The sequence below is a fragment of the Arthrobacter sp. P4_H3 genome, assembly GCF_056400885.1.
The window spans coordinates 85,396-99,827 of record NZ_JBFUKK010000015.1 but is presented as its reverse complement, the minus strand read 5'-3'; the positions used below and the strand labels follow the sequence as shown (position 1 = coordinate 99,827).

Genomic DNA, 14,432 nt, shown 5'->3' with positions numbered 1-14,432 from the left:
GACATGGCTGTGATCGGAATCCTCATGGTTTCCATGGGCTTCGTGATGTGGATCGGCCACCTCCTGGCCGGAATGGTCGGCGGGGCCGAGGACCGGCCGGAGGACGGGCAATGAGCGCCGACGCGATCATGTGGCTGGTCCTGCTCATCGCCGGCATCGCCCTGTTCGGTTACCTGCTCGCAGTGCTGATTCATCCGGAAAAGTGGTGAGCGCCCAGTGACGTTCAATACCGCATCCTTCCTCACCCAGGTTGTCGTTCTGGTCGTGGCCCTGACGGCCGCCCATAAACCGCTGGGCGTCTACCTCGCCCGCGTTTTCGACGGCACGACGTCGACCCGCGCCGAGAGGCTGTTCTACCGGCTCGCCGGAGTCGACGCCGGCACCGAACAGACCTGGCCGGTGTACCTCCGCAGTGTCCTGGCGTTCTCGGCCGTCTCCATTCTGGCCGTGTTCGGCCTTCAGCGGCTCCAGGGAGTGCTCCCTGGTGCCGGCTCGCTTCCCGGGGTTGATCCCTGGGTGGCGATGAACACCGCCATTTCCTTCGTCACCAACACCAACTGGCAGACCTACGTCCCGGAAACCACGGTGGGTATCTTCGTGCAGATGTGTCTGCTGGCTGTGCAGAACTTCCTGTCCGCCGCCGTAGGCATCGTCGTGGCCGTCGCACTGATCCGGGGCATCGCCCGCACCCGGACTGACAGGCTGGGCAACTTTTGGGTCGACCTGGCCCGGACAAGCTTCCGTGTCCTGCTGCCGCTGGCAGCAGTCGCCGCCGTCGTGATGGTGATCGGCGGGGTAGTCCAGAACTTCTCGTCCACCGACGTCACCAACCAGGCGTCCGGGATCAGCCAGAGCATCCCGGGCGGGCCGGTCGCCTCGCAGGAGTCGATCAAGATCCTGGGCACTAACGGCGGCGGCTATTTCAACGCCAACTCCGCCCACCCGTTTGAGAACCCCAATGTCTTCATCAGCCTGTTCCAGGTCTTCCTGCTCCTCCTGGTCCCCTCGGCCCTGCCGTACGCCTACGGGCGGATGGTGGGGGATCGGAAACAGGGCTACACGGTGGCGGCCGTGATGGGCGCCTTGTGGCTGGCTTCGGTTTCGTTGATGGGATGGGCCGTTGCCACAGCCCAGGGCACCGCCACCGCGGCCGCGGGCGGACTGGGCGAAGGATTCGAGCAACGCTTCGGCGCAGCTCCGAGCGCAATCTTCGCCGCGTCCACCACGCTCACCTCAACCGGCGCCGTCAATGTCGCCCACGACTCCCTGCCGCCGCTGGCCGGCGGCGTTGCGATGGTGAACATGATGCTTGGCGAGGTCGCCCCGGGCGGAACCGGCTCCGGGCTCTACGGCATGCTGATCCTGTCCATCATCTCCGTCTTCATCGCCGGACTCATGGTCGGTCGCACGCCCGAGTACCTGGGCAAGAAGATCGGTCCGAAGGAAATGAAACTCTCCGCCCTGTACATCCTTGTCACCCCGGTCCTGGTCTTGGCACTGTCCGGCATCACCGTCCTGCTGCCGGACATCATGGCCAACGCACCCGCGACCGGCCCGCACCAGTTCAGCGAAGTGCTCTACGCCTTCACCTCCGGCGCGAACAACAACGGCTCTGCGTTCGGCGGCATCACCACCTCCGGGCCCTACCTCTCGGTCATGATGGGCATTGCCATGCTGCTGGGACGCTTCCTGCCCATCGTCCTGGTCCTCGCATTGGCCGGCTCCCTCGCCCGGCAGGCCAAGGTCCCCGCCTCCGCAGGGACCGTTCCCACCCACGGTCCGCTGTTTGGTTCGCTGCTGATTGGCGTGACAGTCATCCTGACCGCCCTCAGCTACTTCCCGGCCCTTGCCCTGGGCCCCCTCGCAGAAGGACTCCTGAAATGACCCGGTCAGGCACGGCACTATCCACGGACACCGCCCAGACCTACGCCGACGGAAACCCCCTCGGCACCCCCGGCGAACACAAACACCACACCAAGGCACCCGCGAAGCTGACGCTCTCCTCCGTCGCAGCGGCCTTGCCCCTCGCTGTCCGCAAGCTGTCGCCGGGCCAGATGATCCACTCCCCGGTGATGTTCACCGTGCTCGTCGGGGCTGCCCTATGCACCGCGATCTCGCTGTACCGGCCCTCGGTCTTCGGCATTGCCGTCACCGCTTGGCTCTGGCTCACCGTGCTGTTCGGGACCCTCTCGGAATCCATCGCCGAGGGCCGGGGCAAAGCCCAAGCCGACAGCCTCCGCGCAAGCCGAAAGGGCGCAGTGGCCAGACTCCGTCAGCCCGACGGCACCACCAAAGAAGTTCCGGGTACGGAGCTGCGACTCAACGACACCGTCATCTGCGAGGCCGGAGACGTCATCCCGTCGGACGGCGAAATCATCGACGGCCTGGCCAGCGTCGACGAATCCACCATCACCGGTGAGTCAGCGCCTGTCATCCGTGAATCCGGTGGAGACCGCTCCTCGGTCACCGGCGGCACGAAGGTCCTCTCGGACCGGATCATCATCCGCATCACCGCCGAACCGGGCCAGACCTTCATTGACCGGATGATCAGACTCGTCGAAGGCGCAGTCCGGCTGAAAACTCCCAACGAGATCGCACTGCACGTGCTCCTGGTGTCCCTGACCATCGTGTTCCTCGCTGTCACCATGTCCCTGGCCCCGTTCGCGTCCCTCGCCGGAGCGACACCGTCGCCGATCGTGCTGGTGGCGCTGCTGGTCTGTCTGATCCCCACCACCATCGGAGCCCTGGTCCCGGCCATCGGCATCGCCGGGATGGACCGGCTGGTCCAGCACAATGTGCTGGCCACCTCGGGCCGTGCCGTGGAAACCGCCGGGGATATCACCACGCTGCTGCTGGATAAGACCGGCACCATCACCTACGGCAACCGCCGCGCCGTCAACTTCTACCCCGCCAACCAGGTGGAGCGCACCGAACTGATCGAAGCGGCCCGGGTCTGCAGCCTGGCCGACGACACACCCGAGGGACGGTCCATCGTGGACCTCGCCGCCGACAAAGGCATGACAGGTCCGGATCTGGCCAGCCTGGAACACCGTTCCAGGGAGTTCGCGGTGGTCCCGTTCAGCGCCAGCACCCGTATGAGCGGGCTGGACCTTGACGGGCTGCAGATCCGCAAAGGTGCCGCCTCCGCGGTGGGGGCATTCGTCGCCGAGCTAGGCGGACACACCCCGGCCGAGGTAGAAAACCGGGTCAAAGAAATCTCGGCCCAGGGCGGAACGCCGCTGCTGGTCGCCCGGGTGGGAAAGGACCGCGCCGCGGACATCCTGGGCACCATCCACCTCGCCGACGTCGTCAAGCCCGGCATGCACGCCCGCTTCGCCGAACTGCGAAAGATGGGCATCCGGACCGTGATGATCACCGGCGACAACCCCATCACCGCCAAGGCGATCGCTGCCGAGGCCGGCGTCGATGACTTCGTCGCCGAAGCCACCCCCGAGGACAAACTCGCCGTCATCAAAAAGGAACAGTCCGAAGGGAGGCTGGTGGCCATGACCGGGGACGGCACCAACGACGCCCCCGCCCTGGCTGCCGCGGACGTCGGCGTCGCGATGAACTCCGGCACCCCGGCAGCGAAGGACGCCGCGAACATGGTGGACCTCGACTCCGATCCGACGAAGCTCATCAATATCGTCGGCATTGGCAAACAGCTGCTCATCACCCGCGGGGCGCTGACCACGTTCTCGGTCGCGAACGACGTCGCCAAGTACTTCGCGATCGTCCCGGCCCTGTTCACCGCAGCCTTCCCCGGGCTGGGCCTGCTGAACATCATGGGACTCTCAACCCCATCCTCGGCCATCCTCTCCGCCGTGATCTTCAACGCCCTGATCATCATCGCCCTGGTGCCGCTCGCGCTCCGTGGGGTGAAATACCGTGCCGTCTCAGCAAACCAGGCACTGGCGCGGAACCTGCTGGTCTACGGGCTGGGCGGGCTGATCGCACCGTTTATCGGCATCAAAATCATCGACCTGATGATCTCCCTAATCCCCGGAATCGGCTAGGAGCCTTCCCATGAACACTCTCACCGGTTACCTCCGCCAGGGGCTGACCGCCCTGCGGTTCCTCCTCCTGGCCACGCTGGTCCTCGGCGTGGCCTACCCCCTCGCCGTCTTCGGCGCCGGGCAGCTGATCGCCCCGCACCAGGCCAACGGCTCAATCCTCAAGGACAGCGGCGGCGCACCCGCCGCGTCCGCCCTGATCGCCCAGTCAGCAGCGGACGACACCGGCGCCCAGGACCCGCGCTGGTTCCACGCCCGGCCTTCCGCCGTGAAATGGGACCCGGCATCATCCTCCGCCAGCAACCTTGGACCCAACGATCCAAAATTCTTCGACGCCGTCACCGCCAACCGCTCCACCGTCGCCGAATCCGAAGGCATCAACGAAAGGGACGTGCCCGCGGACGCGGTTACATCCAGTGGCTCCGGACTGGATCCGGACATCTCCCCGGAGTACGCCCGGCTTCAGATACCGCGTGTCGCCGCGGCTCACGGGCTGAGCCCCGAGGCAGTCACGGCCCTCGTGGCGAGCCATACCAGCAGCGGGCCTGAGGCGTTCCTGGGCCAGCCCTCCGTCAACGTCACCGTCCTAAACCTGGACGTGGCCGCCGCCGCGCAGAACGGCTCGAAACCGTGACTACCGGTCCCTCCCAGGTGAAAGACTGACCCCATGGCACGCGGAACGCTGCGGATCTTCCTGGGGGCCGCACCAGGAGTCGGCAAGACATACGAAATGCTCGAGGAAGCCCACCGCCTGAGCAAACGCGGAGAGGACGTCGTCGTCGCGTTCGCGATGGACCACGGGCGCAGCGACACCCGCGCGCTGCTGGACGGGCTGCACGTCATCCCGCCCCGGCGCCTGCCCTACCGGGGCACCGACTTCGAGGAGGTGGACCTTGACGCCGTTCTCGCCCGGGCACCAGCGACCGCCATCGTCGACGAATATGCCCACACCAACATCCCCGGCAGCCGTCACACCAAACGCTGGGAGGACATCGACGAACTCCTCAACGCCGGCATCAACGTCCTCTCCACCGTCAACATCCAGCACCTGGCCTCCCTTGGCGACGTAGTCAACGCCATCACCGACGTCCGCCAGGCCGAAACCGTGCCGGACGAGATCGTCCGCAGGGCCGACCAGATCCACCTGGTCGACATCTCACCGGAACTCCTCCGCCAGCGCCTGGGCGACGGGAAAATCTACTCCGCCGATAAGATCGACGCCGCCCTCTCAAACTACTTCCGCCTCGGCAACCTCACCGCCCTGCGCGAACTCGCACTTCTGTGGCTCGCCGATCGGGTCGATGAGGGACTCGCACGGTACCGGGAAGAAAACGACATTCAGGCCACCTGGCCAGCCCGCGAACGCATCGTGGTCGGACTCACCGGCAGCCCCGAAGGTGAAGTCCTTATCCGCCGCGGCGCCCGGATCCTCAACCGCGTCAACGGCGGGGACCTGTTGGCGGTCCACGTCCGCGCGGCTGACGGCGTGGCCGAGGAGTCCCCGCGTGCCCTGGAGGCACAGCGCCGCCTGATCCAGGACCTTGGCGGCAGCTACCATGTCGTGGCCGGCGAAGACCCGGCCAAAGCCCTCCTGGACTTCGCCCGCAGCGTCAACGCCACCCAGATCGTTGTTGGCATCTCCCGCCACAAGAAAGTAGCCGGCCTGTTCGGTGCACTGCTCGGCGGAGGCATCGGCACCAGGGTGGTCCGCGACTCCGGTGACATCGACGTGCACATGGTCTCCCACCCCCTCGGCGGGCGTGGGACCGGTCCGGTCCGGCAACGCGACCTCGGCAGGGTCAGGGTCACCGCCGGCTTCGTACTGGCCGTCGTGCTGCCCGCTCTCCTGCAGCTCCTGCTGTCCGCGAATTCTGAACCGAACATCGCCACGGCGGTGCTCATCCAACTCAGCGGCTCGGTGCTCGTCGCACTCATCGGCGGCCTTTGGCCGGCCATCCTTGCCGCCCTCTGGAGCAGCCTGCTGGTCAACTACTACTCCACCCCCCCGGTCCGTACTCTGACCATCAGCGACCCACAGAATCTCCTGGCCCTGCTGGTCTTCGTCGGAGTCTCGGCAGCCGTCGCCGTCGTCGTCGACATCTCGGCCCGCCGATCCAAGGAAGCCTCCCGTGCCCGCGCCGAAGCCACGACGCTGGGAGACCTTACCCGAAGCGCAGCTCGCGCCGAAGACACGCTGAAAGGACTCCTTGAACAGGCATTGGACGTATTCCAGGTCAGCGGCGCAGCCCTCTACACATCCGCCGGGGATACGGGGACAGCAGCGCCCGGCGGAACCGGCTGGCGGTCCGTTGCAGAAGCCGGCGCAGTCCCTCCCGCCGGGCCGGATACTGCGGACAACACCGAACAGATCGACCCCACGACCCGGCTGGTCCTCACTGGCCGGACCCTTCCGGCCAGCGATAGACGGCTGCTCGGCGCGTTCGGTGTGCACCTGGCCGCTCAACTGGAACGCCAGCAACTGGCGGCAAGCCGCCGTGAGGTCCTCCGACTCGCCGAAAGCAACACGATGCGCACCTCCATCCTCCGTGCCGTGTCCCACGACCTGCGGACGCCTCTTGCCGGAATCAAACTCGCCGTCGGCGGCCTCCTCCAGCACGGCATCAAATACACTCCTGAAGAAGAACAGGACCTGCTGCAGACCATCGACGCCTCCGCAGACAGGCTGGACCTGCTGGTCGGGAACCTCCTGGACATGTCCCGCATCAGCGCCGACTCCGTCAACCCCCTGCTCCGTCCTGTGCGCTGGTCCGAAGTCGTCCCGGCCGCCCTGCACGGCACGCCCCCGGGACGTGTCCGGGTGGAATTGCCCGCAAACATGCCCGAAATCGACGCCGACCCAGGGATGCTCGAGCGCGTAATCGCAAACATCGTCGAGAACGCGGTCAAATACGCCCCCGATTCCGAGATTATCCTCGTGGGAGCAGTCGGCGGCTTCAGGTCCGCCACCATCGCCGGGCGGCCGGCCAGCGAGCTGCGGGTCATCGACCACGGCCAGGGCGTACCGGCGGAACGCGTTGTTGAAATGTTCCGTCCGTTCCAGCGCCTGGACGATATCCCGCAAACCAACGGGGTGGGGCTCGGACTGGCTGTCGCAAAGGGGTTCACCGAAGCCATGGATGGGACACTCAGTGCAGAGGAGACCCCGGGCGGGGGATTGACCATGGTCATCCGGCTTCCTCTCTCGACGGGTGCGGCCATCGATGATGGTGACCGGCAAGCGCCCGTGCAGCCGCAGTCCTTGCTGGCCAGGCGCACCGACTCGCGGCCCTACCAGCCATCCACTAAGGAGAACCCATGACCGCTGTCCTGGTCGTCGACGACGATCCGCTCCTGCTGAAGGTCCTGAAAATCACCCTCCAAGCCAACGGTTACTCCGTCACTACCGCCACGGATGGTAAATCCGCCCTCCTGGCCGCCACGCAGCATCCGCTGCGGCTCATCGTCCTGGACCTGGGCCTGCCTGACATCGACGGGACAACGGTGATCACGGAACTCAGGAGGTGGAACCCGGTCCCCATCCTCGTGCTCTCCGCGCGGCACGGCTCCGAGGACAAAGTGGAGGCGTTGGACGCCGGCGCAGACGACTACATCACCAAACCGTTCGGGCCGGACGAACTCCTGGCAAGGCTCCGCGCCCTGCTGCGCCGCGCGGCGGACCATAGCAATGACTCCGTCGTCACAACCGGCGCGTTTACCGTGGACCTCGGCAAACACCGTGTCACTCGCGAAGGCAAGGACGTGCGTCTGACGCCCACCGAGTGGAACATCCTGGAGCTCCTGGTCCGTAACCCGGACAAACTCATCACGCAGCGCCAGCTGCTGACCGAAGTCTGGGGGCCCGCGTACGCCACCGATTCCAACTACCTGCGCGTCTACATGGCCCAGCTCCGTCGCAAACTCGAATCCGATACCGGCAACCCCCGCCACCTCCTCACCGAAGCCGGCATCGGCTACCGGTTCCAGCCCTGATCCGCGAAAAACAGGCTGCGGCACCAGAAGAACCACGGCCAGGTGGCGGATGATCTTCTCGCACAGTTCAACCTCGCCGATGCAGGGTCGCGAACGCCATCTTCCTCGCACTTGTGGGGAACGACGGCAAGGTCGAATCAGGTAGGGGCAGGTCATGAGGGCACACTTCTTCGGAGACACGGCCGTGTTGCTGGGCCGCTCCATGCGTCACATCTTCCGTAGCGTGGACACCATCATCACCACCGGGACACGCAGGTCGCCCTCATGCTGCTGTTTGCCTATGTGTTCGGCAGCGCAATCAAGACAGACGCCGACAACTAGCGGATTCTCCTACCCGCTGATCTTCCTACCGTTCTTCAGTTCGGCGTTCGGCCCAGGCCAAGCATCAGGGCATCCGCGCCCCACAGACCGATGAGTGAAGAAGCAAGGGACGGTTCAGGTCAAATGGTCGAAGTCTCCTTGCGCCCAAGCAGCGTGCCGTTGGGCGGAATCGTGGAGAACGGCCTGGGCTCCGGACGCGATTACATTGTTGAAGTTGCCGTAGATCCGGTCGAACTTGAGCTCTCCGAGCTGCGCGGCGATTCGCAACGCCACCGCGCCGGATAGCGGCAAATGATTCGGGTAGCTGCGCATGAAGGCGATGGAGCGACGGTCTGGATTCGGGAACACGCTGTCGCCGGTGAGCAGAACTCCTCTGCCGGCCGCTCCGGCAGCCCAGTGCACCACTGCGCTGCCTGGAAAGTGCCCCCCGGTCTGGTGCAGTGTCAGTCCTTCGGCGATGGTTTGATTGCCGGACCAGTATTCGATGACCGGATCGTTGCGCCCGAGCCATCGCTGGTCTGCGTCCGCTACGAGTACAGGGATGCCACCGAGCCGATGCGACCATTCGACCTGCACCCCAAACATGTGTGGATGGCTAGCGGCGATCGCCAGGACCGGGCCCCGCTCGAGCACTGCGTTCACGGCGCTGTCATCGACATATCCGACCGGATCCCACAGCAGCGAACCCGCGGGTGTCACCACAAGCTGAGCGGTCTGGCCGATCCCGACTTTCGGCTCCGTCCTGATCCCGATAAGTCCCGGCTCGTTCTCCTTCAGCAAGGTCTGCTGGCCCTGCTGTGCGAGCGCGTCCAGTGTGAGCCACTTCTGTCCGTCCTCGGGTACGTACTGCCGCTCATCGGTGCAGATCGGGCAGAGCCCCGGGGCAGGTTCGTCGCGTTCGACGGCGCAGGTTGCGCAGATCAGCATGGTTGGTCCCTTCCAAGCGTCTTGTGGCCGCTTTCCTACCCTTTTCACCTTCGGCCGCAGTCTGGCGTGCCCATGCTATGGCATGCCAAAGTCTCCTCGGAAGAGAGATCCTTTGAGGCATCACGCCAAGCTCGGGGAGGAGCCGATGCCTGCCGGGGATGTTTAGGGCAGACTGGTGGCGTGAACGGAATCCGGTGGGTGTTGCACGTCGATCTCGACCAGTTCATCGCGGCGGTCGAAGTGCTCCGGCGGCCGGAGCTTGCGGGCAAGCCAATCATTGTCGGCGGTCGCGGCGACCCAACGGAACGGGCTGTCGTTTCGACCGCATCCTATGAAGCCAGGGCGTTCGGTGTGGGTTCCGGAATGCCATTACGCATTGCGGCCCGGAAAGTGCCCGACGCAGTGATCCTGCCAGTGGATCACGAAGCATACCTTGCGGCGTCTGAAACGGTGATGGCTACCCTGCGCGCGCAGCCCGGCGCCACCTTGCAGGTGCTGGGTTGGGATGAAGCCTTTGTCGGTATTGAGACAGAGAATCCGGAAGCCTACGCCCGGCAGGTGCAGGCCGCTGTCCTTGAACGAACGCAGCTGCATTGCAGCGTGGGCATCGGCGACACCTTGGTCCGGGCCAAGGTCGCCACCGGTTTCGGCAAGCCTGCCGGCGTCTTCCGTCTCACTGCCGGGAACTGGCTCGAGGTCATGGGCAGCCGGCCCACCAAGGACCTGTGGGGCGTCGGAACCAAAGTGTCGGGCCGGCTGGCCAAGCTCGGCATCAACACGGTCGCCGAACTCGCCGCGTCCGACCCCCAGGACCTGGTCCCGGAGTTCGGCCCCAGGATGGGTCCTTGGTACGCGGAGCTCGGACGCGGGGACGGCGCAAGCGTTGTGGACGACACCCCGTGGGTTGCCCGCGGGCATAGCCGGGAGACCACCTTCCAGCGGGACCTGACAGAGCCCGCCCAGGTGGTCGACGCCGTGAGGGAACTGGCTGCGCGCGTCCTTGAGGATGTCGTGGCCGAAGGACGGCCTGTCGTTGGGCTGACCCTGAAGGTCCGGTACGCACCGTTCTTCACCAAGACCCACGCAAAGAAGATTCCCGAGACATTCGACCGGAACGAAATTTTGGCGCGGGCCCTGGACCTCGCAGCCTCAATCGAAGCGGACCGTCCGATCCGACTCCTGGGCCTGCGGGCCGAAATGGCAATGCCCGACGATGCACGAAAGGGACATACGCCGACGCGCGGTGGTTGGTGACAGCGTCTTCTGGCAGCCCGTAGACCCTTCGGGCGTTGTCCCGCGCGACAAGCTGCACAACGCGGCGGGTATCGGCCTCCGACCACCCGTGTTCGTCAATCCACCGGCCGAAGATGGCTGTGATCGCGTTGCGCCACAGCCGGACGCCGGCCTCCGGGAGTCGGTCCGCTGCCTGATCCAGGTCGGTCGCGTCGAGAGCAGGGAGACCCGCGCCATCGCTCATAGGGATGTTCTGCACCCTTGTTGACACCGCGGCAGGGTCCTCGACGACACGGCTTCGTTGTGGTTTTTGGCCGCCAACCGGGCCGCTCTCAGGATTTCTCGGTCGGCGTGAAGGTCCAGGTTCCTGCATGGATCCGGAAGTCACGCGTTGCAGGTCTGTCGAACGGCGCGGTGCTGTTACGCACGACGGCGGGTCCCGCCGTCGGTCCCTTGATTCCGTATGTGCCGGCGGAGAGCCGGACGGTCGCCGTGACGCCGGCGGGTACCGTGCATTCCAGCTGGGTTCCTGCGGCCGTCCGCCGCCATGCGACGTTGATGGTGCCGTTGGGCAGGGGCAGACTTCCCTTGGCGTGCCCGAGCCGGCAGAGCGGCGGTTCGATCAGCAGTTCGCTGCCTCCGGGAACAGTCACGCGCACGCCGAGCAGGAACTCCAGGATTTCCTTGACGACGGAGGCGGACCAGGCGTGGGACTGGCTGTAGTCGGTGCCGTCCTCCAGTTCCCAGGCTTCCCAGGTGAAGCTGGCACCTTGGTTGAGGAGCCGGGCCCAGCCGGGCTGGCCTGGGTTGGTGAGCAGGTCAAGGACGGCATCCGTGCGGCCTTCGGACAGCAGCGCCCGCACCAGCCGGTGCACGGTCATGGGTCCCTGCCGCATACCCTGGGCCGCGATCCTGTCCGCGTCAGCAGAGGAGTGCGCAGGATCGGTGATTCCGAGGGACAGCGGGAAGGACGTGGCGTGTTGGGATGCGTGGGTGCTGGGGGTTCCGTCGGCGTGCAGTCCGTCGACCATCACGCCGTCCACCCGCAGGCGGGTGCGGATGGTTTCTGCGAGGGCCCCGGCATGCCCGGCGTAGTGCACGGCTGCGTCTTCCTGGCCGGCGACGCCGCACAGCCGGGCCGTGGATATGAGGGCCGAGTAGGCCTGCGCGTTGACGGTGGTCTTCGCAGCGCAGTCCATGTCGTAGCCGAACCGGCCGGGGGCGGGCCAGTCCACGATGCCGTGAAGGTAGGGGCCGGAGCCGCCGCCGAGTTCGATGACCAGTCCCGCCGTCGGACCGTCCGTGGCCAGATGCCGCAGCGCGTAGTCGGCGGTGTTCCGGAGGTGCGGGAGCAGTTCCGTCACGAGTGCGAGGTCTCCGGTGCGGTGGTGGTATTCCTCGGCCCATTCGGGCATCATGAGCGAGAAGTCGGGGATGTCCCTTTTCCCGTCGCCGTTGGGGTAGACCGCGTTGTAGCGGCCGAGGTCCTCGGCGGCGGTCCAGTAGCGCGCCGCGGACCAGCCGAACTCCCGCAGTGCCTGGGCCGTGTAGGCGTGCTCGCCAAACAGGGCCATGGTGGCGTAGGAGATGTTGACGGCGTCGGCCAGGAACTGGCCCTTCTCCCGCGTGGGCGTATCCACGAACTGCTCCTGGACCCCGTACAGCGCCGAATCGCGCAGCAGCCCGAACACGGCATCCAAGGTAGCGTCCGAGCTGCTGAAGCTCCCCTCGTGCGGGTGCCGGCCATGGACAACGACGGCGCCCACCCGGGACAGGTCGGCTGCCTCCACGCCGGGGAGTTCCAGGTACCGGAAGCCCAGGTGCACGCTGGCGAGGAAGTGTTGCGGGCCCTCGGCCTGGGTATAGGGGAAGGACATGTCGGTGTTCTGGCTGGCCGTTTTAGCGCTGTCCACGCGGCCGTCCGCGTCCAGGGAGTAGCCGGCCCTGATCATCAGGGTCCGCCCGGCCACGCCGGCGCGGAAGTCCAGTTCCGGGCGCGCCGGGATGACCTTGCCGAAGTCAGCCGCCAGCGTTCCGTCGGCCGCCGTCACGAAGGCGGCCGGGGCGACAAAAGTCTCGGACAGGAAAGTGCGCCGGGGGTGCAGCGCCGGAAATTCCGGGACAGGGTGGGGGCCGTAGCTCAGGGCCTGCGGCCTGTCCTGGCAGGCGTCGGGGGCTGCCGCGGCCTGGCCGTCGAGGTGCTCGACGGCATCGCCTTCGTCGTTCCGGTAGCCCGCCTGGCGGTACGGGGCCTCGGTGGCTGTCCAGTCCGGGCCGGAGCCAAAGGTCTCGCGGCGGCCGTCGGTGTAGTCAACGCTGAGGCGGACCAGCAGGCCGGGAAGGCTGGCCGCCCTGCCCTGGCCGGGGCCGTACCAGTGCAGGAGGGCCGTGAGCGAAACCTCCGCGGGCTGCTGCTGGACCGGCTCTGCCGCCTGGCGGGGCTCTGCCGCCTGGCCGGGCCGCGAAGGTGAGTCTTCCGGTGTGCGGGCAGCGAGGAGCGCAGTGACGTCGGCGGCGTCGTAATATCCCTCGCCGGGGTAGCTGAAGGAGGTGGTGCTGAGGCAGGGCGTGCCATTCACGGCGAGCTGGGCGTGATGGCTGGCTGCGGCGAAAAGGCGCGCACGGGCAACGGAACCCGTGAGCCGGATGGTGGTGCGGAAGAGCGTCCATTCATCGGGCTGCCGGTGAACCGTGGTGCGCGCCCAGTGGCTCAGGAAGGCACGGGCTTCCTCCGGTCCGGCATCGAACCTGTGGTCCAGGAGCACCCTGCAGCTGATGGCATCCGCGGTGCGTGTGGGAGCAGCGTCAGGTGTGGGCCCGGCGACGGTGACCCGCAAGGAGGCGTACTCGGCTTGGCTGCGGGGTCCCTGGTGGAGTGCCAGCGATCCCTCCACTCCGGCAGGGGAGGCTTCAGCCACGGCAAGCAGTTCAACCCCGTCGAGGCTCACGGTGATGGTGACGCCGTTGTCGGTGACCGTCAGGTCCTGCCACGTGCCCGGGACCGGGTCCTTGCCGGGGAGCCGCTCCTGGCTGGCCACGGCGCCCCGTTCCAGCTGTGCGCTGGCCAGGACGTCGGTGTCAGGAGTAGCAGCGGCAGGGATTTGCCAGGCCGGGGCACGGCGGAGCACAACGCTGCCCGCCGTATTCAGTTCCAGCAACAATCCAGTGCCTGGGCCGTTGCTGCGGAGGAGCAGGCCGGCCCACCCCATCACCGGCCGGAGGCGGGCCTCCAGAGTGAACTGCCGGACGCGCGTGCAAGGGACGGGAAGGAACGGCGAGCCCGCAACACGCAGGGCGCCGTCCAGGAGGTCCAGCGGAGCCCGGCCGCCCGGGGCCCGGTGGATCCAGTCGGCACCCCACCCGGTGTCCAAAAGCCCGGTACTGAATACCGCCGCGTCGGACCAGGGGCCGGGGTTCCCGACGGCGTCACGCACCCGGACCCGCCAGCTGTAATCCTCATCCCCGGCCAGGCCAGGTCCACCGTAAGGAATCCCGGACTGCACCGGGGACGGAACGGGACCGGAGTACCAGACCTCAGCTCCGCCGGAATCCTCGACGGCGATTTCGAAGCCGGTCTGCCGGGCAGCGGCGGGATCCGCACCCTCCGGCTGGCTCAGCTGCCAGCCAAACACCGGATGCGGCGACGCAGTGAGGCAGGGCGAGAGCCCGTCGGTCAGCAGGCCGGCAGCCTGGAGTTCGCCCTGGCACGCAATGGGTGGGATTGCTTCGGCGGGGAAGACGCCCATCAGGAAGCGGTTCCGTACGATGAGCGAACCGGCGCGTCGGCGGTGCCGGATGGTGTTCTCAAGGGATCTCCGTTTCTGCCCGCTATGACCAGAGCGCAGTGGATCTGCGATGCACAAGAAAACGCTTTCTCCGACCCAACTCTGGACCAAGGATGAGGACGAGTCAAGGAATGTAACGATTCAATGAAACCCTTGACGCCCA

The 14,432-nt window shown here is 66.6% G+C and carries 9 protein-coding genes and 1 pseudogene; 8 read left to right on the top strand and 2 right to left on the bottom strand.

Annotated features, from left to right (window positions below; all coding sequences use genetic code 11):
• The first annotated feature begins 110 nt into the window (after nucleotides 1-110).
• The 7 genes and pseudogenes from AC1DRE_RS18395 to AC1DRE_RS18365 all read left to right on the top strand — a co-directional run.
• On the top strand, nucleotides 111-209 hold the full coding sequence (locus AC1DRE_RS18395) for a potassium-transporting ATPase subunit F (protein WP_082492620.1): 99 nt from the start codon (nucleotides 111-113) through the stop codon (nucleotides 207-209).
• Between the two features lie 7 nt (nucleotides 210-216).
• Complete coding sequence (gene kdpA / locus AC1DRE_RS18390) at nucleotides 217-1,884, top strand: potassium-transporting ATPase subunit KdpA (RefSeq protein ID WP_476985958.1); 1,668 nt, start codon at nucleotides 217-219, stop codon at nucleotides 1,882-1,884.
• The gene (gene kdpB / locus AC1DRE_RS18385; protein ID WP_476985957.1) at nucleotides 1,881-4,016 is read left to right on the top strand and encodes a potassium-transporting ATPase subunit KdpB; all 2,136 of its coding nucleotides are present in this window, start codon (nucleotides 1,881-1,883) and stop codon (nucleotides 4,014-4,016) included. Before kdpA ends, kdpB begins: the two co-directional genes overlap by 4 nt.
• A 10-nt stretch (nucleotides 4,017-4,026) precedes the next feature.
• Nucleotides 4,027-4,647 carry a K(+)-transporting ATPase subunit C gene (gene kdpC / locus AC1DRE_RS18380; protein WP_476985956.1) on the top strand — a complete coding sequence of 207 codons (621 nt, stop codon included), beginning with the start codon at nucleotides 4,027-4,029 and terminating at the stop codon, nucleotides 4,645-4,647.
• Nucleotides 4,648-4,680: 33 nt separating this feature from the next.
• Complete coding sequence (locus AC1DRE_RS18375) at nucleotides 4,681-7,332, top strand: DUF4118 domain-containing protein (protein WP_476985955.1); 2,652 nt, start codon at nucleotides 4,681-4,683, stop codon at nucleotides 7,330-7,332.
• Nucleotides 7,329-8,003 (top strand): response regulator, encoded by a 675-nt coding sequence (locus AC1DRE_RS18370; protein ID WP_476985954.1) that lies wholly within the window; start codon nucleotides 7,329-7,331, stop codon nucleotides 8,001-8,003. Before AC1DRE_RS18375 ends, AC1DRE_RS18370 begins: the two co-directional genes overlap by 4 nt.
• 154 nt (nucleotides 8,004-8,157) lie before the next feature.
• Nucleotides 8,158-8,321 (top strand): annotated as a pseudogene (locus AC1DRE_RS18365) (ABC transporter permease); the annotation flags it as partial.
• Nucleotides 8,322-8,438: 117 nt separating this feature from the next.
• On the opposite strand, the gene AC1DRE_RS18360 reads toward AC1DRE_RS18365, so the two are convergent.
• Entirely contained in the window at nucleotides 8,439-9,251 is an 813-nt protein-coding gene (locus AC1DRE_RS18360) for an MBL fold metallo-hydrolase (protein ID WP_476985953.1), read from the bottom strand.
• Between the two features lie 180 nt (nucleotides 9,252-9,431).
• Between AC1DRE_RS18360 and AC1DRE_RS18355 the strand changes: the two genes are divergently transcribed.
• Nucleotides 9,432-10,505, top strand: coding sequence for a DNA polymerase IV (locus tag AC1DRE_RS18355; protein ID WP_476985952.1), 1,074 nt, complete (start codon nucleotides 9,432-9,434; stop codon nucleotides 10,503-10,505).
• A 311-nt stretch (nucleotides 10,506-10,816) separates the two neighbouring features.
• Here the strand turns inward: AC1DRE_RS18355 and AC1DRE_RS18350 are convergent, their stop codons facing one another.
• Complete coding sequence (locus AC1DRE_RS18350) at nucleotides 10,817-14,230, bottom strand: alpha-L-rhamnosidase-related protein (protein WP_476985951.1); 3,414 nt, start codon at nucleotides 14,228-14,230, stop codon at nucleotides 10,817-10,819.
• Nucleotides 14,231-14,432: the final 202 nt, after the last annotated feature.